Here is a 20,931-nt window from a genome sequence, read left to right as displayed (position 1 = left end):
CCTCCGTAATATTTGTTGACTTAAATATACCAAGGCGCTTTTACAATCCTGTCACGGAAGTTTAACATTTTTGTGATATTTAGCTGTTTTTGTATTATTGCTTATGAATTTCTAAAACGGCGCCTTTGTTTCCGGACGTAACCAAGGCAGCATATCTGGAAAGGTATCCGGTTGTGATTTGAGGCTTTCTTGGCTGCCAGTTTGCCCTGCGTTTTTCCAGTTCGCCATCACTGATGATAAAGTTAATTTCATTGGCCATAATATCAATTTGGATCATGTCTCCATCTTCAATCAAAGCAATATTGCCTCCAACCGCTGCCTCAGGAGAAACATGGCCGATAGCCGCGCCCCTGGTTGCCCCGCTGAATCGTCCGTCGGTAATCAGTGCGACGCTTTCGCCAAGTCCGCATCCCATAATGGCAGAGGTAGGATTTAGCATTTCCCTCATGCCCGGCCCGCCTTTCGGGCCTTCATACCGGATTACAATAACATCGCCTGAGGTAATTTTGCCCGAATGAATTGCCTGCATGGCATCTTCTTCACAGTCAAATACTTTGGCCGGGCCCTGATGTTTCAGCATTTCGGGGGCAACGGCAGAACGCTTGACAACACAGGAATCGGGAGCCAGATTTCCTTTTAATACTGCAATTCCGCCTGTTTGGCTATAAGGATTTTCCACAGGCCGGATGACCGACTTATTTTTATTGATGCAGCCTGCAATATTTTCCCCAACCGTCTTGCCTGTGCAGGTCATCAAATCGGTATTGAGCAAGCCTAATTTATTGACCTCATTCATCACGGCGTAGATACCGCCGGCTTCGTGCAGATCTTCGATATAGGTAGGTCCGGCAGGCGCCAGGTGGCAGAGATTCGGCGTTTTGTCACTGATTTCATTGGCCAGATCAAGATTTAATTCCATGCCGCATTCATGAGCGATGGCAGGCAGATGCAGCAGGCTGTTGGTACTGCAGCCCAAGGCCATATCCAGGGTTAAGGCATTTTTAAAAGCATCCTCGGTCAGAATATCCCTGGGACGGATATTCCTTTTCAGCAGTTCCATTATCTGCATGCCTGCGTGTTTTGCAAGCTGAATGCGTTCCGAATAAACTGCCGGAATGGTGCCGTTGCCCTGCAGCCCCATCCCCAGCACCTCTGTCAGGCAGTTCATGCTGTTGGCCGTATACATGCCTGAACAGGAACCGCAGGTGGGGCAGGCTTTGTGTTCAAATTCCAATAGTTTTTCCCTGGAAATTTTGCCGGCCTGGAAGGCGCTGTCTGCTTCTGAAACACTGGAAAAGCTGATTTTTTGACCATCCACTTTACCTGCAAGCATTGGCCCGCCGCTGACAAATAGGGTGGGGATATTCAATCGCGCGGCAGCCATTAACAACCCCGGAACGTTTTTATCACAGTTCGGAACCATGACCAGAGCATCGAAGGCATGGGACAGTGCCATGGCTTCAGTGGAGTCGGCAATCAACTCGCGAGTGGCCAGGGAATATTTCATTCCCTGATGGCCCATGGCCAGGCCGTCACATACGGCGATGGCGGGGAAGACAAGGGGAGTTCCCCCGGCCATGGCCACCCCCAGCTTTACCGCATCCACAATTTTATCCAGATTCATATGTCCTGGGACTACATCGTTTTGGGAACTGACGATGCCGACCAACGGTCTTGCCATTTCCTCATGGGTCAACCCCAGGGCGTGGAATAATGCCCGTTTGGGGGCACTTTGGGTTACTACGGCACTGTTCATTATTTAAGCACCTCACTACAAAAATAAATGTTGTCTAATTATAATATAGGTTGTATGATGTCTTATGTCAATAAAAAACTGTCTTCATTACTGAAAACAGCCCGGGTTAAAAATTATTCTTCTGTAATTCCAAAGCCCCTCATGGCGTGAAGGATATGCAGCTTCATGGCGGTTTTTGCTCCTTCCGCATCCCGTTTTGATAAAAACTCCATAATCATCCGGTGGTCATGCAAAGTATTCTGCACTATTTCTTCATTGGTGTCAGATAAAAGGACCCCCTTGTCAATGGCCTGGTAAAGGATGGGCATCAGCCGGTTCATAAACTCGTTATGGGTTGCCTTGGCAATGGCTTTATGAAAGGCCTGTTCAGCCTCGGTCCGATCTTCCTTTTTCAAAATCTGTTCCTCTTCCAGTCTGCCATAATACAGAATACGCTCAAGCTCTTTGTCTGTCGCACGCTTTGCGGCATAATAGGCTGATTGCGGCTCAAAAATCAGACGCATCTCATATAAGTCCTTTACATCCATGGGGAAGGTGGAAAGCCCCTTTAAACTAAACTCCTCGTTTAACTCCCGGTTGTTTTTTACATAGGTTCCTTTTCCCCGTTTAATTTCTAAAACATGGTGAGCGACTAAAATACGAATGGCCTCCCGCAGGGTGGTGCGGCTCACTTGTAAATCCGCAGAAAGCTCATTTTCATTGGGGAGCTTGTCTCCATAGTTAAATTTTTTATCAATGGTAATCATGGCTAGAAGTTCGTCCGCCACATTTTCAGCAAGAGTTCTTCCTTTTTTGGTCACAGGGGATCCTCCCTATAAAAAGATTAACTCTATTATACTCTGCAGACATCATTTTTCAAACAAGATGTCTGATGTCCCGATGGGACACAGCACTTAATGGGCATGGACATGGTGAATATCCGGTGTGTGGCTGTGGACATGCACCAGTTCTTCATGGGTGTGCAGGTGGCTGTGTTCTCCGGTTACAGGCTCATCATGCACATGATGGTGATGCCCGTCGGCATGGCTGTGTCGATGCTCATGGGATATAAACGGGTGTGCATGGATGTGTTCATGCTTTTCCGTTGAAGCAAAGTAAGCACCCGCAATCATGATCAGCAGAGCCAGCCCAAAGGAGGCCGTAGGCGTTTCCCTTAACAGGAGAAAGGAGAATCCAACACCAACAAAGGGCGCAATGGCGTAATAAGCGCTTGTTCTTGCGGCGCCCAGTTCTCTTTGGGCGGAAACATAAAAGAAAATACTGAGCCCATAGGCAAAAAAGCCCAGTAAAAGTGCCGTCAGGATATACCCCATAGGCCCAGGTTGCTCCTTTAGCCATAAGGCAATCAATAATGAACCGAGGCCGGAGCCAAAGCCTTTGATAATGACTACTTGCATGGGGTTTTTTAACGACAGCATTCTTGTGCAGTTGTTTTCAAAACCCCAGCAGATACAAGCCAGCAGGACAAACACTGAGCCAAGGGAAAAGGAAAAGCTGTGCAAATCCTTCACGGATAAAATCATACTGGATAGGGTAATGAGAGCAATGGCAATCCAGAGCCGTCTGCCGATGGATTCTTTAAAGAGAAAGAGAGCAATCAGGGAAGTGGCTACAATTTCAAAATTGTTCAGAAGGGAGGCGTTAGCGGCCGTGGTCAGGGTCAATCCTACCATTAAAAAAACCGGGGCGGCTATGTCCAAAACAATCATTGCCAAAACAAAGGGAATTTCTTTTCTGGTAATCTTGGCTTCCCTTTGTTCTCGGGCCCTTACCTGTCTCAACAGGCTAATGAAGGAAATACCGATTCCTGCACCAAGGTAAAGCAGCGCAGCCATCAATGCCGGTGGTATTTCCGTGAGTAACATTTTGGAAACGGGCGAACTGACGCCAAACAGTACGGCCGCCAGTATTGCTGAAAAGATCGCGGGCTGAGTTTTTGGTTTCAAAACAACCTCTCCTTTGCGCTATTTAATAAATTGATCAATAGCGCGGTTTAAATCATCTAAAACTTTTTTGTCCCCTGTCTCAACCGCGTTGACGATGCAATGACTGATGTGATCCTGGAGAATTAGTTTACCAATATTGTTGACAGCGGATTTTACAGCCGCAATTTGTATTAAAATTTCACTGCATTCTCTACCGTCTTCCACCATCTTTTTTACGGATTCCAAGTGACCAATGGCTCGTGAAAGCCTGTTGATAATCAGCTTTGTATTTTCATGGGCATGGTGGTGATGCTCGTTCATATTAGACCCTCCTTATTTTCTTGGGTAAAAGCATCCCCTTATCCCCCTGGGGGGGATAAGGGGATTATAGCATTCCAAATTTGGAAAATCAATGTTTGACAAAATTATTTGGTTAATTTATAATGACTAAAGAATCAATGATTATGGAGTCAATAAAATGAAAAAAACTAACCGGCAATTACAAAAGGAACAAACCAGGGAAGCGCTCTTGGAAAAGGCTTTTGAGGTCTTTGCCCAGCGCGGCATCATGAATACCCGCATGTCGGACATTGCACAGGCTGCCGGCGTTTCTCACGGCACCGTATTTGCCCATTTCCGAACGCAGGAAGTGTTGATTACCGAGGTGATTGAAACCTACGGAAGAAAAATTGCTTTACGCACCCATGAACTTGCGGATTCCTGCGAGCATATGGAGGAGGTTTTAGCAGCCCATTTGGCGGGAATTATGGAGTTTGAACCATTTTATACCCGGCTGGTGATAGAAAACCGATTGTTGCCCCTTGCCGCAAGAGATGTTTGGGTTTCGGTTCAATCCGCCATATCCTTTCATTTTAGTCAGGTTGCTGAACGTGAAAGACAAAGGGGCAGGGGTATTGATATCCCCACCCATCTGCTTTTTAATATGTGGGTAGGACTGGTGCATTATTATCTTGCCAACAGCGACTTATTTGCTCCGGAAGGACATGTAATAAAACGATATGGTAAAACGCTGATTGACAATTATAGCAAGTTAATTCAAAGGTCACCGGAAGAAAAGTAATAAGGAGGGAGGATCATGCCCTATTAATCTTTCACCGTGTTATAAACCATTTTTGTTAAACAATGACCGCGCCGCTGCAAAGGACATAGCCTATTGTCCCGTTACCGCATTGGAAGCTTATGAAAATGCTTAAGATAAAAGGAGGAAATTACTTTGAAAACATGCATTGCCTGCGGTATGCCAATGACCAAGCCGTCTGATTATCCGTTAAAGGATGAAAGCAAGGATTACTGCATCTATTGTGCGAGACCGGATGGTTCCATGCAGTCTTACCCGGAAAAGCTTGAAGGCACTACAAAATTTCTCATCCGTACACAGGGTCTGGATGAGGAAGCGGCCCATCAGATGGCCATTCGTACCTTGGCCAAACTTCCTGCATGGGAAAGCAAGCAGAACGGATAATAACACAAAAGGAAGCGGCGAGGAGATGTCTGCCGCTTCCTTTTAACAGCGTATACCATTCTCATGTTTTTCAAGAGTACTAGAAGGGTCTTGAGTAACATGATAAATGCGATTTATTTTTTTACAACAGGAATCCAAATCTCACTTTTATAGTTGGGAAGACTGGTATCCTTACTTTCGTTCCACAATATCTCCGGTCCGCCGGTTAATTCATAACCGGATGTGGGAAACCATTCGGAGTAGATTTTGGCCCAGGTGTCCTGTAAAGCTTTAGGAAATTCCCCTACTGCGGTAAACACGGCCCAAGTAGACGCCTCTACCGGCATAACACTCCAGTGTTCCGGAGTAGGCTTTGTAGTGGCAACCCCGATGTACTGATCGAATTCCGTACCTTCAACAACCCGTTCCTCAAAGTTTGCGGAAACACATAGAATTCCCGTTGGTTCTATATTAGACATTGTTTTGAGTTCTTTTATATCCTCCATGGTCAAACTTTGCCACATCGAATCCATTTGCGGATTAACCCCCTCGAAAATTAGGGTCATCCGCTTTTTAATACCAACGATTTGAAAAGCGCCCTTTTCTTCAATACGATAGTTCATTTGATTCCCTCCTTTGATTGTTAACTGGAAAGTCATTGGTGGAACAGCTTTTAATGAAGCTCCGTTTCTTCTTGCCTCCTTGGGAGTTAGGCCATGAAATCCTTGGAATGCCCTGGTAAAGGAATCCGGTGAATCATATCCATATTTAACGGCCAGATCAATGACTTTAATGTTGTGATTATGAAGTTCCAATGCGGCCAGAGTAAGCCTTCGGAGACGGATATATTCACCAAGGGTCAGGCCGGATAAGAATGAAAACATCCTCCTAAAGTGATATTCCGAGCAGCAAGCAAGCCTTGCCACTTGCTGGAGGTCAATTTCTCCGGCTAAATTTTCTTCAATATAGTTCATGGCCAGATTCATCTGTTTTAGCCCATCCATATCCATGACCTCCTTCTGTTTGCATTGTATCAAGAATTAAATTATTATATCCGACTTTACCGGTGCCGGTTTTGCATGGTTTTGTAGGAATACCCGCGGCTAATTTATAGGCGATGAAAACAGTGCAGGATTGATAAAATGGGAAGCAAATCTCCTTGCTTCTCATTACGTTCAATAAGGAAAATTAATATTTTTCACTTAGATAGTTGTATATAACCAAGCCAATAACGTATTGAAACACTAAAAGCCCACCTAAATATAAAATCATCAATTTAGAGTTTGTTATAAGGTTTAAACTGCCAAGGATTGAAAAAATAACGATGGAAACGGAGATTACAGCTAATCCGATAATATAAGCATATCTTCCGGATTTATCCCGCAGCATGGTTTTTCTTTCGTCTTTTAAATGGATGGCTTCATCCTCTAGCTTTTCTTGGTATTTCACTTTGTTTTCCGGTTTTGTCCAGTAATAATATTTCCATATCATCACGGATCCACCACAAATACCTCCGCCTGCAAATCCAAATAATAGGTTTGCGAATTCCAACTCATATGATAACGCAATGATTAAGCAAATAATGCCAACCAAAAGATAGCACAATCCAACCAGTAAATTATTTTTTTTCATTACTTTTTCCCCTTTCATAAATAAAAATGTCCTCAATGGTTTTATTAAAAAAATCTGCAATTAAAAAGGCCAATTCCAAAGATGGATTATACTTACCCGTTTCAATAGAACTAACGGTTTGTCTCGACACTTTAATCTTTTTGGCAAATTCCTCTTGATTTAATCCCATTTCTTTTCTAAATTCTTCAACCTTGTTTTTCATTGAATCGCCTCCATTTTGACAAGGTTCCTTTACATTAACAGCATACCATAAAGACCATTTAATGTAAAGTTTACTTTACATTTATTAAAGAAGTGCTTTATTAAAGATTTTAAAAGCAGCAAAAGCTGGTTCTCCAAGCTCGGGAACCAGCCTTTTGCTATCTGTTTAAACATCAGAAATGTAGAAGTTAAGAATCCTATGGGAGACGGCTTCTTTTTAGTATTTTCAAAAAGCCTTTCAAGCCGGTGCGGGCCTCAGATCTGTTCAGTAATTGTTCAGTGGCCTTTGCTATACTGAAAAAGTTAGCAATCATTTTCTAGGAAACACGAAAAAGGATCCAGTGGGGCAATCATGTATTGGGAAGGTGATGGAACATGAAAAGAGTTAAAAAGGGGTGAAGACGTACGCTGTGATTATCGAAAAACGAGCGCGATTCGGCTTAAAAGAAAACAGAGATTTCCTTTAGCGAGCTACTTTAAGAGAAATTCTGTGCAGCATTTCGTTTACGAACAATTCGGTCTAAGAAGGGGTCTTTTTAATGAAATTGAATTGTAGAAAAATCTTTTCCTTACTGCTCAGTTTGATGATGCTGATAACAGCCATCCCTATGGCCGGTGCGCCTGCATATGCAGCTTCCGATGATGCAATACCGATTAGCACTCCGGAAGAGTTGGATACTTTGGTAAGGGCGAACTTGTCGGGTAATTTTATATTGACCCAAGACATTAACCTGACCGACTACCTAAGCGCGGGCGGGCCAGGTTATAATGGCGGTGCGGGATGGCAGCCCATTAACAACTTCAGAGGCATTTTGGACGGCAACGGTTATACAATCAGGGGACTTTATATTAACCGTCCCAGTGAGAGCGGTGTGGGATTGTTCGGCGTTCTTTATGGTGGAGCAAGAATCCACGACTTGGGGATGGTGGATATAGATGTTAGAGGTAACCAAATGGTTGGCAGCCTGGCGGGGGCCAGCTCTTCTTCCAATGATAATATTTTCAATTGTTACGCCAAAGGCGAAGTGGCAGGCTTGGCAACTGTCGGCGGCCTGGTAGGCCAGAATTATGGCCTCATAAGACAGTCTTATTCCTCATGCAATGTGTCATCAAGTGGTAACCCAAATGTCGGCGGCCTGGTAGGTTCAAACTATGGCCGGATCTGGGAGTCTTACGCCACGGGTAATGTGACGAGCACCTACGTTTACACTTATGCGGGAGGTCTGGTGGGCAGAAACTACATTGATGCGAGTATTCTCGACTCTTATGCTACAGGAGATGTATCGGGTAACGCCATGCTCGGCGGTCTGGCAGGCTACAACCAAGGCAGTATTGTCAGTTCTTACACTACAGGCCGAGTGGAGAAGCTCAGTCCGATGGGCTATAGTCTCGGTGGCCTGGTGGGGGGCGTTTCCGGCGGAACGATAGAGAGATCCTACTGGGACATCGAAACTTCAAATCAGGACGGGAGTCCCGGGGGTGCCGGTAAAAGCACGACGGAGATGAAGACACAAAGTACCTTTGAGGACTGGGATTTTACCGATGTCTGGTCTATGGACGAAAACCCCGACAGCTACCCTTATCTTATATGGCCGGTTACACCAAGGATCTATTCACAGCCCGAAGACCAGACGGTAAATGCAGGGGAACCGGCAAGTTTTAGTGTTAGAACAAATACGGCAGCAGGGGAACCTGTGAGTTATCAATGGAAAAAGGACGACGTTGACATCGCGGAGGCCACTTCAGCGACGTTAACCATTGAAGCGGCCGAAGGGTCAGACGCGGCAACCTATACGGTAGAAGTCAGCAACGGAATACGAAAAGTCACTAGTCAGCCGGCAACCTTGACGATTAACACAGGGACAGATCCGGTAGCGCCGAGCATTACGGGCCAACCTCAGAACCAGACGGTGACCATAGGACAGACAGCAACCTTCACAGTAACCGCGGCAGGTTCGGAACCGTTGAACTACAAATGGAAAAAAGACGGGAGCGATATAGCCGGAGCTACCTCTGCGATGTTAAACATCGTCAATGCCCAGACTTCGGATGCAGGGACCTACACGGTAGAAGTAAGCAACGACGCAGGCAAGATCATTAGTGATCCGGCAACCTTGACCGTCAACGAGACGGGGGCCTTAAACCTTCTTTTAACGCCTGGCGACCGTTTTGTACGTTTGGATTGGAGCGAAGTGCCTGAAACAGTATCCTATTATGTGTATCAAGACGCTGCACATGTGGAAACGGTGGCAGGCAGCGTTTACAGTCATGAAGTTACAGGCCTTACCAATGGACAGACATATACCTTTGAAATTCGGGCCATTGACGATAATGATGATGTCATCGCTACTTCCGGTAATTACAGCGCCACGCCGAGAACCGTGCCCGGGGCGCCGACAAACGTAACGGCCACAGCCGGAAACGGACAAGCCACAGTGAGTTTTAGCGCTCCTGCAAGCAACGGCGGCAGTCCGATCACCGGCTATACCGTAACGGCAAGTCCCGGCAATATTCGTGCCACAGGCACAAGCAGTCCGATTACCGTTACCGGTTTGGACAACGGAACGAGCTACACCTTCACCGTAAAGGCAACGAATGCGGCAGGAGACAGCGCGCAGTCAGTGCCGTCCAATTCCGTAACGCCATATAAGTCTTCCGGTGGCGGGAGCAGAGGCGGCAGCACGCCGAGTACGCCGCCGACAACGGGATTGAACATCACTGTCAACGGCAAAGAGGGAACCATAGGCACAGCCGACACAACAAAAGTAGGTGACAAGACGATCATCACCGTCACCATAGATGATCAGCAACTGGCAGAAAGACTGAAGCAGGAAGGAAGAAAGGCTGTTGTAACGATCCCGGTGACAACCAAAGCGGACGTGGTCATCGGTCGCTTAAACGGCCAGACTGTCAAGAACATGGAAGGCCAAGAAGATATCCTTGAGATTACAGCCAATAATGTAAGCTATGTCCTGCCTGCGGCGCAAATCAACATCGACAGCGTATGGTCCCAATTTGGCCGGCAGGTTGAACTTAAGGACATCCTGATTGATGTTAAAATCGCCGCAGCCAGCCAGAAGGCAGCCGCTCAAAACAACGATCAAATGGTAGTTGATCCCATAGAATTCGTGATAACCGCTGCAAATGCCGGTAAGACAGTGGAGATTAGCAAATTCAACGCCTACGTAGAGCGGATCATCGCCCTTCCGGAAGGAGTCGATGCGAGCAAAATCACCACAGGCGTCGTGCTTAACCGAGACGGAAGCTTTTCCCACGTTCCGACGGAAGTGTTTGAAAAGGATGGAAAATGGTATGCCAAACTGAACTCTCTGACGAATTCAACCTATTCAGTTATCTGGAACCCGGTAACGGTAAGTTCGGTGGAGAATCACTGGTCGAAAGCCTATGTAAACGACATGGCATCCAGGCTGGTCATAAAAAATCCTGAGAGCTTCACCCCGGACGGACAGATCACGAGGGGAGATTTTGCAGAGTATGTTGCCAAGGCCCTCGGTATATACAGAACGGGAGTAGCCAAAGCGGGAGAGTTCTCTGATGTGTCGAGTGGCAACGAACTGGCCGATGCCATTACGATGACGGCCGAATATGGAATCATCGCCGGATATCCCGACGGAACCTTCAGACCGGAAGCGAAAATCACCCGGGAAGAAGCCATGATCATGTATGCAAGAGCCATGGACATTGTAGGATTGAAGGAGAAGAGCAACAACAGAATCGAAAACTATCTAGACAAACAGGAAATAAGTGGCTGGGCCTATGAGGGCGTCAAGAAAACCGTCAGCGCCGGAGTATTTAACGGCAAAACGGAAGCGACCATCGATCCGAAGGGAATGCTCACCTATGCGGAAGCGGCCACAGCCATTCGCAACCTCCTGACAGAAACAAAAATGATTAATAAGTAAAAACTGTAACCGTAGCGGCAGGTCGCGGCGCATTGACCGGTTTGCTATAAAATACAAAGAAGTCTTCTGATAGTGAGTGCAATTTGCTGTCAGAAGACTTTTTTCTCCTATTTCCAGGGGCGGAATAAGTTTCCGGAGAAATAGCTGACCCAGTAATTGTTCCGTGACGGCAGAGGGAGAAATATTGCTGACACAAGAATAAAATGGAATCCAAAATAACCGGGGATAAGCCTGTGAATGAAGTGCTTATGGAGTTTTTTGTTTCCAAATAAAAAAGGAAGAATACATATAAATATTGAAATAAACAAGTAAAAATTTGTTTTAAAAAATAGTGAGCGCTTGTGAAATAGATGCCTGGATGGGCAGTGTTTTTGAACAGACTGAGAGACTCCATGCAACAGTGAAGAGGATGCAAAAACACAGGCCGGCTAATCATTTTGCCTGCAAATAATGAGGAGACTCGATGTGACAAAAAGAACGATTTATTCTTTCTTGAGCGTGGTTTTTTCCCTTGCCATCGCCCTGGGATTGCTTTTTTTTGCCCTTGAGCGGGATGGTTCGAATGAGCCAAGAGCTGTTAAGGGCGTACTTGACGCCAGAGAGTATGATTTTGACGCAGAAGGCCCCCTTCAGTTAAATGGCGAATGGCAGTTTGTGGCCGGCAAGCTGGCAGATACTGCCTATTTTGATCAGCATCAAGACATTCCCCACTACGTACCCGTTCCTTCCGAATGGACCCGCTATGAAACAGACGGGCGCCCGATGCCCCCTTACGGCAGCGCCACCTATCGCCTGCGGGTGCAATTGCCGGAGATGAACGGGGTCATGGGTGTGAAGACGAATAATATTCGTATGTCCAACGCTGTGTGGATCAATGGAGAAAAGGTAGGGCAAAGTGGAATCCCGCAAGAAAACGCTTCCTATCAAGCCCGTAACACACCGTACGTTGCTTTTTTTCCGCTCGAAGGCAATGAACTGGAGATCATTGTTCAGGCAGCCAATTTTCACTATGGCACGGGTGGGGGCATCATCAGTTCTTTGTATCTGGGTGATGAGCAAAGCATTCTCCGGACCCTGGATCTTCAGCGCATGTATGATTGGGTGATGCTGGTATCTTTTCTGACCATGGGAATTTATTTCTTCAATTTTTACTTCTTTTTAAGGAAATACAGAGAGTTGCTGTTTTTTTCCTTAGCCTGTTTTATGTTCGCTCTTTACACCGCCACCCATGGCGAGAAACTGTTGCATGCCTATTATCCTCAACTGCCTTATATTTTGTTTTTAGGATTACAAAGGCTCTCGGGCGTCCTCATGGGCATATTTCTTTCTTTGTTTTTTCATTTTCTTTTTCCCCGTCTTTCCCATCAGAAAATTCTTTATGCCGTCCTGTTGATCGGCGGCTTGATACTGGTTTTGATTTGCAGTCCTGCTCGTTTCAACATGGGCGCTCAAGTGGAGGTGCTAAAACTCAATATCCTTTTCCCGCTTGCCGTGGTCATTCACATTTTCTATATTCAGGTAAAAACCGTGCAAGCGGGGGTGGCGGGAGCTTCTTTTCTCATGGTTGCTTCCTCGGTCACGATCCTGTATATCGCTGTGGGCATTTTGAATGTGTACAACCAAATGAACCCTTCAATCCTTCCGCCCCTCATACCCTTTATTTACATGCTGCTGCTTTCCTTGTACATGTCTAATCGCTTTGTGAGCATCTACAAACAAAATGAGGCGCTATCTGAGCGGCTTGTGCAGGCGGATCGATTTAAAGACGAATTTTTGGCTAAAACATCTCATGAGTTCCGCACACCGCTGCATGGTGTTATGACGTTGGTTCAATCCATGCTCACAAGCCCTGCCTCCGGCTCCCTGACCCCGGAACAAACCAATAAACTGTCGCTCGTTAAGGAGATCTCCAAACGATTGGCCTTTTTGGTGGAGGATATTGCGGATCTTTCCAAACTTAAACAAGGGCAATTGAAAATCCGGCCGCAAAATGTGGACTTGCACACGATCTCCCATCTGGTGACGGAAGTTTTCGCCCATGTCCTGCCCGGTCACATGACGCTGCGCAATCAGGTTTCTCCGCACATTCCTTACGTGCGGGCCGACGAAAACCGGCTCCGGCAAATTCTGAACAACCTGATTGACAACGCAGCCAAACATGCCGGCGCCGGTGGTGAAATTGAACTTTCGGCCCAGGAACAAGCCGGCTTTGTGGTGGTGTCCGTCAAAGATGCGGGACCGGGCATTGCACCGGAAGAATTGGAAAAGGTTTTTGAGCCTTACCAGCAAGGGGCAATTCCGTCCCAGAGGCCTGGAGGCGTCGGCCTGGGATTGGCCATTGCCAGGCAATTGGTGGAATTGCAGGGAGGACGCATCTGGGTCCAATCGGAACAAGGAAAAGGCGCCGTCTTTTCCTTCACCATCCCTGTGGCAGCCACGGAAAAGGTCCGCCCAATTGACATTTCCCTCCAGGAGACAGCAGATTTCCGGACGGCTCCGGTCTCATTCCCGATGTCCAGAATGGTTGAAAAGGGCCACGGCAAAAAAATCATCATTGCCGATGACGACCATACGAGCTTGCGCGTGCTCATGGAAGCGTTGGAACCGGAAGGGTACTTTCTCATCGCCGTCGACAATGGCCAGGCTGTGTTGGATCTATTGGAGCAGCGCGCTGATGTGGATTTGATCATTCTGGACATCATGATGCCGGGTTTGTCGGGTTATGAAGTATGCCGGAAAATCAGAGCATCCTATAGCATTGCCGAATTGCCCGTGCTCATGCTGACGGCGGCCATTTTGCCGGAAGACATGGTGGCTGCCTTTCAATCGGGGGCCAACGACTTTCTGCACAAGCCTTTTGATCTGACGGAGCTGAAAAGCCGGATGAGCAGCTTGCTCAACCTGAAAGAAGCCGTCGCCACAGCCTCCAGGATGGAAGCGGCTTTTTTACAGGCCCAAATCCGCCCGCATTTTCTCTATAATGTGTTGAATTCCATTTTGTCCTTAAGCTATATGGACATTGAAAAGACACGCAAGCTTATCACTGAATTCGCCAATTTTTTGCGAGGCAGCTTTGCCTTCAGCAATACCAGCCAGTTTGTGCCGTTGGAAAAGGAACTGGCCCTGATCCAATCCTACATCACCATTGAAGAGGCGCGTTTCCCCGGGAGATTTCAGTTTGAGCTGGCTGTAGAGAAAAACCTGCGCTGTTACTTACCGCCTCTCTTGTTGCAGCCCCTTGTGGAAAACGCTGTCCGTCACGGCCTGGCCAACCGGCAAGAGGGAACGGTATCCCTTACCGCACGGCGGGATGGCAACGGTGTTATCTTTCAGATCCGGGACAATGGCGCCGGCATGTCCAAGGCGCAAGTGGAAAGCATCCGACAGCAGCAACCGCTTCCCGGGGGCGGGGTGGGCTTGTTGAATCTATGCAAACGGATCAAGCAACACCCGGGATTTTCCGTTGCCATCCGCAGCGAGGAAAATATGGGCACAAGCATTGTCATCACGGCGCCTTATAGAGATAGGTTTTCCGAAAAGGAAACAGCCGCCCGTGAAGAAGCCTGAAAACGAGAAGCCGCTGTCATCATTGCCGTGAGAGAAAACCTTTGCCTTTTTCCGGCGCCTGGTAAAGTGATTTGTTCAGAAATTGTTCAGCAGCCTTCGCTATAATTAAACAAGCGGAATAATTTCTCAACTCTAACTTTTTTTATTTGCTTTGCCAAGTCTTACGAGATCTTTTCCTGTTGGCAATGCTGTTTCTATTATTTTGATTTTTTGAAAGAAGGAAAAATTATGCTTCGGGCCATAGCTGTGGATGACGAAATCCTGGCGCTGCACTTGCTGGAAAATCTATTACAAGAAATAGGCGGCGTCAATTTGATTGGAACTTTCACCGATGCAACGCGGGCCTTGGCAACCATTGCCGAGGAAAAGCCCGACATCGTTTTTCTGGACGTGGAAATGCCGAATCAAAACGGCCTTTCTATGGCCGAGCGACTGACAGCCCTGAATGATGAAACCAGCATTGTCTTTGTCACCGCCTATGAGCACTACGCGCTGCAAGCTTTTGACGTCCGGGCGGCGGATTATATTTTGAAGCCCATTGAAAAAGACCGGCTTGCTAAAACCATCCGCCATTTTTTAAAATGGAACGGGAAAGTTTCGACGCCTTATATTGAGAAGCGCTGTTTCCAGGCGCAGTTTTTGGGAAATTTCAGTCTGCGTGATCCAAGGGGAGACTTGATTAAATGGCGCACCAAGAAGGTAAAGGAGCTTTGCGCCTACCTGCTGCATCATCGCCAACCGGTCCACCGCAGCCAAATTATCGATGATTTGTGGCCTGCCGTGGCTCCGGATAAGGGGAGCAATCTGTTGCATAGCACGGTTTACCAATTGAGAAAGACTTTAAAGTCTCTAAACTGCGAGAATCCGATCCTTTACGCCGGTGAATTTTACACGCTGTGCCTGGAAGCGGAGAGCGATGTGCACGAAATTGAAAAAATACTCACTGGCCTGTCTCCGGCGAACGAACAAGCCATTTTAAACTTGCTGCAACACGCCAATAAAGATTATCTGGAACAGGAAGACTGGCCCTGGTCTCTAGGGGCCAGGGAGAAATTGCGCGAAGCCTACAAACATTGCCTGGAGGGCTATGTTTTTTCCACGCCCGCAACCTGCTCGAAAAAGGGTGCGCGCAGGGAGAGCTTGGAAAAATTGATCCACATGGAGCCATTCGAAGAACGCTATATTCAAGAATTGATCCGTCATCATCTGGCTTTGGGCAATAAGAGGAAGGCGTTGGAGACGTACCGGCAGTTGGAAAAGCTGCTGGCGGAGGAATTAGGAGAAAAACCGCAGATTGAGACATCCAGTCTGGTACAAAACCTGTTTTAAACGGAGTCTGATGAACGAGATTGAGAGACCGGGAGCCGCATCCTTTAATGCGGTGTTTACTGACCCAGGGACTTAAAATATTTTTATATACTGTGATTAACCAAGAGTGAATGACCTGTATTCACTAGAAAACCTGTGCAGAATCCAGGGGGTCATTACAAAAGGCTGGTTTCCCAAGCTTGGAAAACCAGCCTTTGAAATTATTCTAAAAATGGAAAGTTAGAAATTAAAGACTGTGTCCCAATCAAAATCTCCGGATGTTTCCACATTTTTTGGCCAATGGGCACACCATTGCGGTACAATCGGATTTTCTACTCTGTCAAGGCTTGGCGTGTAAGGCTTAATATCTAACACAGGAGTTCCATCCTCTGCGTCTATAAAAGCCAAACCAATGATTCCGTTTTGGCAGTCAAGATAGGTAATATACGCACAAGTAAGAGCTATGGGATTTGGGCGCTCCGGAGAACGTGTTGCAAAGGTACCCAAGGTCTCCGGTGAACCTTTATATGGGCTTTTCTCAATTAATTTTGAGCGAGAGTCCAAATGATCGTTTTGATCAAACCACCAAAGAACGTGAATGTAACCAAAACCCTCCAGGTTAGTGAGGGCAGGAATGAACTCCTTTTCCAGTTCTAAGCGCATTCCCTTATTGTCTACACGAACTTTCCCAATTGATTTTATTATAAATCGTTCCATAAATAAATCTCCTATTCGTTTTATTTACGGCGCCGTTATATTCAGTATACCAATGTGTTTTTATACTACAAGCGTTTTTAAAAATAGTTTCAAACCAATAGTTTATTATATTTCGATCTTTTGGAATTAGAAAGGATGAATTCTAGAAAACAAGGCTCACTGCAGGCTGAAGGAATACCTGACGATAGACCGTGAAAACAGCGAAGGATGACATGAAAATAGGAAGTGGTGAGTTTAGATTCACGACTTCCTATTAAGCAAGCTATTTAGCGCAACCCAATATATGGACTGAAGTTATAGCCCTTAGCAAAATATTTAAGATGACAGGACGATGTATCTTCACTCAGCTTGGAGGCACATTTGACCCTGTGGTATGTCCTATTCCGGTGCGTTCAATTTTTCTTCCCACAGATGACGACGTTCCTCAAAGCTGACCTCCCGGTGGACTTGATGCAGCATCCATAAGTAGCCAAAGGGATCGGCAAACATCGAGTTGCTGACACCGTAATCAGCCATCTCCGTTACTTCCTGCACCGTTACGCAGCCAGCTTCCAGTGCACTTTTATGTACCTTACGAATGTCCGGCACCATTACATTGAACCAAATCGGTTTGGCATCGTTAGGCTTTGGGGCGATGAGCTGGAACTCAGGATTTTCATCTAGCATATGAAAACGTGTACCGTAGATGGAAAACACGGCTTCATTTTGACCCTTTGGGAAATCGGTTACTTCAATACGTTTTACCTCGAATATACGCTCGTACAATGCCAACGCCTTTAGACTATCAGTAACCACAAAATCAATTTCTACTCCTGTCATCGTCTTCCTCCTTATTCATTGATAATATCATAGTGCCCCTGTAGCCTGGCAAAAAGCTGGTATACGCTTTATCCTGCAGATATCTTCACTGTCTATAAATAATCTTGAAGATGTAGCTTACTGGTTTGAGCCAACTGAGAATGAATGGCACAACGGAAATCCGACATAAGGTTTTTGCAAGGTTTTCCGGCCACTTTATCCGCAGGAAAACCATCGGTTTTCACACAATATAAAGAAACGCAACACATCCGCTGCATTTCACACAATCTATGGTTAGTTTTTAAGTTACAATATATTTATTATTCGCTTCGCTTTTAATCATTCCCCACACCACCTGAGATTATATCAATAATAAAAATGTAGTTATCATACGAAAACCACAAACTCATTCGTTTTTAAAAACTTACTATACCATAAAATTTTCTAAAAGTTAATTGTTGGTCTCCAAGCCGTCATCATTGTGACGGCTTTTTACATATACCAAATTCAAGTGAAAGGAATGAACCTCTATGCAAAGAAAAGCAAGACCTTAACCCGACCTACAGGAGGACAAAGATCCAAGAATTTCTAGACATGATAGCGCCCTTGGTTATCCAATTCAATACCGACCACTTCATCTGCGGCAACCTCAACTTATAGACCATAAAAAGACAAAAAATGATATATAAATTAGGAAGCAGTGAGATATAAACCCACTGCTTCCAGTCGAAACTATCCTTTTGTCAGGTGAAGGCGCCGGTCTTCAATTGTATAGATCCTGTCGGCCACGTTTTCCAGCATTCTCTGGTCATGGGAAATGAACAAGATGGTGCCACCATAATTTTTCATTAATGCTTCTAACGCCTCTACGCTGGGTAAATCCAGATAATTACTGGGTTCATCCATCAGCAGAATGTTGTAGCGTCCCAGGAACATTTTAGCCAGCAGCAATTTGATTATTTCTCCGCCACTTAGCACCGATAAATTTTTCCGGATGTCATTTTGTGAAAAGCCCATGGAGGCCAGCACAGAGCGAATTTCAGACTGCTGGTAGTCGCAGTTTTTTTCCATAAAGGCTATGACACATTGATCACGGTTGAATTTATAGCCGCTTTGGGCAAAATAGCCAATTTCTGCCTTTGGAGAAACGGAGATGCCGTCTTCCCGATTCAGAATCATATGGAACAGAGTCGTCTTACCTGTCCCGTTCCCTCCGGTGAATGCTACCTTCCCTCCAAGGGGAATTTGAAAGGAGGTGCTGTCGAAAATCACTTTATCAGCAAATCGTTTGTTGATTTCTGTTCCTGTAATCGGATAGGGATTATGCAGAGCCAGGGCCTGGCTTTGACGGAAGCGAACGGTTCTGACTTTTTCAGGAGCCTGCACCTCCTCCATGGCAGCCATGCGGTGTTCCATGGATTTAGCGGAGTTGTAGAGAGATTTTTGTTTGCTGCCCATGGTTTTCTGATGCCCTAGGCGGCTGCCGCTTTCTGTCATCCCTTTTTTAGCGGTTTCTTTGGATTTTTGATCAATCTTCCTTGCCTGCTTTCGCTTTTCTTCGGCGGCTCGCTCCAGGCGTTCCCGCTCGGATACAAACTGTTCGTAGCGAACCGCCTGATTTCGCCGTTCTTCCTCTTTCTGATGGAGGTAATTGGAATAATTTCCCCAATACTCAGTGATTTTGCCGTCCTTTAGCTCCCAGATTTTATTCACGACGGCATCAAGAAAATAGCGGTCATGGCTGATGATTAGCAGCGCGCCTGAAAAATACTGGAGCTGACCGATAAGGAAATCAATCCCTTCTCGATCAAGATGGCAGGTGGGTTCATCGGCAAAAATGCCATGCACCTGACAGGAAAGTGCCTGTGCCACTTTCAGCCGAGTCTCTTCACCGCCGCTCATGTTTTGCTTATCCAGCTTGTTGACGCCGAGTTTGCTAAACAGGGCATGATCCGTGGAGCACTGAACATGCGCTTCTTCCAATTGAGGAATGTGTGCAAAATTTCCTGAGCGTTTTACCCTGCATCCGGGCGGCGTGAATTCCCCCAGCAGCACCTTGAGCAGAGTGCTTTTTCCTGCTCCGTTGCTGCCAATCAAGCCGATACGGTCATAATCATACAACTCCAGTTCATTAATATCCAATACCTCGCGGCCTGTATATTCCACACAAATATCACTTGCTTTTAATAATAATTCCATTGTTGTTCCTCCTGTTTTAAATCGCATATTTTCATTGAGTGGATCGCAGGAAAATCCTGCGATTTAAACAGGATGGTTTATATAAAGATATAATACATTGTGGTTGCTCCTTCTTTATTTTTATTGTTGATTTTATTTCCGATTTCCCGATTCAAGCAATAAAAAATACAGGCCCAAGTCCGCAATGCGGGCTTTGGATCTGCATATCAACGAGAAAAGGCAAACAAAGAGAAAGGGATAGCGGGAAAAAGCCATACCTAACCTGTATCCATGCCCTGATTCGTAAAAATAAGCACAACAAAAAGCCCACAATCGTGGATAGTTTTACCACTTTTTTATTGCCGGCTTATCTTAAACGAATAGAATGCAAAGATACTTGTCTCCTTTATTAATACAATTTTATTTTAATATAGCATTTTGATTTTAATATTGTCAATTTGCATTAATATCCTTAATCCGTCAACGTACGTGGCGTCTCAAGAAAAACAAGACATCAAGCACCGTCACAAGAGGATGTTCATATTGGGAACAATGATTTGAATGATTTGGGGATAAAACGACACGAGCGAAAACTGGCCCGCTGTTGCACCAGTAGGCTTATCTGACGAAGCTGTTAAAATTTAAAAATGAATTGTTCCTCCGATTTCATACAGTGCTCCGGGGACCAATTCACAGCCCATGACATATTCATCAGGAATATTGGGTTTGTGTTTGATGCCGAAATGAGCCGCGGATTTAAAACCAAATCGATGGTAATAAGCAGGATCGCCAACAAGAAATACAGATGTGTATCCCAGCTTTTTTGCCAATTGCCAGCTTTCCTTGATTAAGCTGGAGCCAACTCCTTTGTTTCGATGATCATATTTATGAAGTCCTCCATTAAATACTGCAAGTTAACCGCTTTTTATTGCATTTGCACAGATTGTACCGTTAAAGAAGCCGGGATCTAGGTGCTGCTTCTATTTCTGGGGGCTTAGGACTTTTGGACTGCAATCTCCTATGATATCATAGTGCGCCAATTTTTTGTTGACTAACTTTAAAAGGTCCGTGTATTCCTGAATGTGTGTTTCAATAATTTCTTTCTGCTTGAGAATAATCTGACGCCTTTGGGGTACGGTATCTTCTCCCAGGCGGCATAGATCCACATAGTTCTTGATATAAGCGATGGACATCCCGGTGGCTCTCATACAGCAAACAAGCTGAAGCCATTCCAGGTCAACGTCGGTATAATCTCTAACCCCGTTTTGAGCGCGCTGAATCGAGGGTAAAAGTCCTTCTTTTTCATAGTAGCGTAGTGTATAGGGGGTTATATTAAACTTTTCAGATACTTCTTTAATGGAATAGCTCAACTTTTTCACTCCTCAAAAGGGTTTTGAATTTTAGCTCAAAGCATCAATTGTATAGATCAATCTTATTATATAGTTTGTTGTTCGCCGGAATCAA

Annotated in this window: 17 protein-coding genes and 1 pseudogene; 6 read left to right on the top strand and 12 right to left on the bottom strand. The window is 45.7% G+C overall.

All coding sequences use genetic code 11. The annotated features are described in order from the left end of the window. Positions 1-94: 94 nt before the first annotated feature. From ilvD to DESRU_RS13995, 4 genes are all read right to left on the bottom strand, one after another. Entirely contained in the window at positions 95-1,756 is a 1,662-nt protein-coding gene (gene ilvD, locus DESRU_RS14010) for a dihydroxy-acid dehydratase (protein ID WP_013842744.1), read from the bottom strand. Between the two features lie 113 nt (positions 1,757-1,869). Further along, a complete protein-coding gene (locus DESRU_RS14005) occupies positions 1,870-2,556 on the bottom strand; it encodes a FadR/GntR family transcriptional regulator (RefSeq protein ID WP_013842743.1) in 687 nt (228 codons plus the stop codon). 93 nt (positions 2,557-2,649) lie between these two features. Continuing rightward, the gene (locus DESRU_RS14000) at positions 2,650-3,702 is read right to left on the bottom strand and encodes a DMT family transporter (RefSeq protein WP_013842742.1); all 1,053 of its coding nucleotides are present in this window, start codon (positions 3,700-3,702) and stop codon (positions 2,650-2,652) included. Positions 3,703-3,720: 18 nt separating this feature from the next. Continuing rightward, positions 3,721-4,002 carry a metal-sensing transcriptional repressor gene (locus tag DESRU_RS13995; protein WP_013842741.1) on the bottom strand — a complete coding sequence of 94 codons (282 nt, stop codon included), beginning with the start codon at positions 4,000-4,002 and terminating at the stop codon, positions 3,721-3,723. Between the two features lie 157 nt (positions 4,003-4,159). On the opposite strand from DESRU_RS13995, the gene DESRU_RS13990 reads away from it, so the two are divergent. Both DESRU_RS13990 and DESRU_RS13985 read left to right on the top strand, forming a co-directional pair. Then, a complete protein-coding gene (locus DESRU_RS13990) occupies positions 4,160-4,762 on the top strand; it encodes a TetR/AcrR family transcriptional regulator (RefSeq protein ID WP_013842740.1) in 603 nt (200 codons plus the stop codon). A 153-nt stretch (positions 4,763-4,915) separates the two neighbouring features. After that, positions 4,916-5,164 (top strand): zinc ribbon domain-containing protein, encoded by a 249-nt coding sequence (locus DESRU_RS13985; RefSeq protein ID WP_013842739.1) that lies wholly within the window; start codon positions 4,916-4,918, stop codon positions 5,162-5,164. Between the two features lie 113 nt (positions 5,165-5,277). Here the strand turns inward: DESRU_RS13985 and DESRU_RS13980 are convergent, their stop codons facing one another. From DESRU_RS13980 to DESRU_RS13970, 3 genes are all read right to left on the bottom strand, one after another. Then, the gene (locus DESRU_RS13980; protein ID WP_013842738.1) at positions 5,278-6,147 is read right to left on the bottom strand and encodes an AraC family transcriptional regulator; all 870 of its coding nucleotides are present in this window, start codon (positions 6,145-6,147) and stop codon (positions 5,278-5,280) included. Positions 6,148-6,331: 184 nt separating this feature from the next. Then, positions 6,332-6,775 carry a hypothetical protein gene (locus DESRU_RS13975; RefSeq protein WP_013842737.1) on the bottom strand — a complete coding sequence of 148 codons (444 nt, stop codon included), beginning with the start codon at positions 6,773-6,775 and terminating at the stop codon, positions 6,332-6,334. Further along, on the bottom strand, positions 6,762-6,977 hold the full coding sequence (locus DESRU_RS13970) for a helix-turn-helix transcriptional regulator (protein WP_013842736.1): 216 nt from the start codon (positions 6,975-6,977) through the stop codon (positions 6,762-6,764). Before DESRU_RS13970 ends, DESRU_RS13975 begins: the two co-directional genes overlap by 14 nt. 538 nt (positions 6,978-7,515) lie before the next feature. On the opposite strand from DESRU_RS13970, the pseudogene DESRU_RS21820 reads away from it, so the two are divergent. The 4 genes and pseudogenes from DESRU_RS21820 to DESRU_RS13955 all read left to right on the top strand — a co-directional run. Further along, positions 7,516-8,250: pseudogene (locus tag DESRU_RS21820) on the top strand (GLUG motif-containing protein); the annotation flags it as partial. Between the two features lie 102 nt (positions 8,251-8,352). After that, positions 8,353-10,899 (top strand): S-layer homology domain-containing protein, encoded by a 2,547-nt coding sequence (locus tag DESRU_RS13965; protein ID WP_238446304.1) that lies wholly within the window; start codon positions 8,353-8,355, stop codon positions 10,897-10,899. A gap of 465 nt (positions 10,900-11,364) precedes the next feature. Next, positions 11,365-14,466 (top strand): hybrid sensor histidine kinase/response regulator, encoded by a 3,102-nt coding sequence (locus tag DESRU_RS13960; protein WP_013842734.1) that lies wholly within the window; start codon positions 11,365-11,367, stop codon positions 14,464-14,466. 228 nt (positions 14,467-14,694) lie between these two features. Beyond that, complete coding sequence (locus tag DESRU_RS13955; protein WP_013842733.1) at positions 14,695-15,795, top strand: response regulator; 1,101 nt, start codon at positions 14,695-14,697, stop codon at positions 15,793-15,795. 219 nt (positions 15,796-16,014) lie between these two features. Here DESRU_RS13955 and DESRU_RS13950 read toward each other — a convergent pair whose 3' ends face one another. From DESRU_RS13950 to DESRU_RS13930, 5 genes are all read right to left on the bottom strand, one after another. Further along, positions 16,015-16,491, bottom strand: a complete 477-nt coding sequence (locus DESRU_RS13950; protein WP_013842732.1) for an SAM-dependent methyltransferase — start codon at positions 16,489-16,491, stop codon at positions 16,015-16,017. Between the two features lie 378 nt (positions 16,492-16,869). Next, positions 16,870-17,310: a VOC family protein gene (locus DESRU_RS13945; protein WP_013842731.1), complete on the bottom strand. Its 441-nt coding sequence runs from the start codon at positions 17,308-17,310 to the stop codon at positions 16,870-16,872. 711 nt (positions 17,311-18,021) lie between these two features. Continuing rightward, entirely contained in the window at positions 18,022-19,488 is a 1,467-nt protein-coding gene (locus tag DESRU_RS13940; RefSeq protein ID WP_013842730.1) for an Msr family ABC-F type ribosomal protection protein, read from the bottom strand. 620 nt (positions 19,489-20,108) lie between these two features. Next, the gene (locus DESRU_RS13935) at positions 20,109-20,297 is read right to left on the bottom strand and encodes a hypothetical protein (protein WP_049786759.1); all 189 of its coding nucleotides are present in this window, start codon (positions 20,295-20,297) and stop codon (positions 20,109-20,111) included. Between the two features lie 150 nt (positions 20,298-20,447). Then, entirely contained in the window at positions 20,448-20,837 is a 390-nt protein-coding gene (locus DESRU_RS13930) for a MerR family transcriptional regulator (RefSeq protein ID WP_013842729.1), read from the bottom strand. Positions 20,838-20,931: the final 94 nt, after the last annotated feature.

This window comes from Desulforamulus ruminis DSM 2154 (genome assembly GCF_000215085.1).
Lineage (GTDB): Bacteria > Bacillota > Desulfotomaculia > Desulfotomaculales > Desulfotomaculaceae > Desulfotomaculum > Desulfotomaculum ruminis.
Note: the sequence above shows the minus strand (reverse complement) of the source record. Positions and strands in the feature narration are given on the sequence as shown.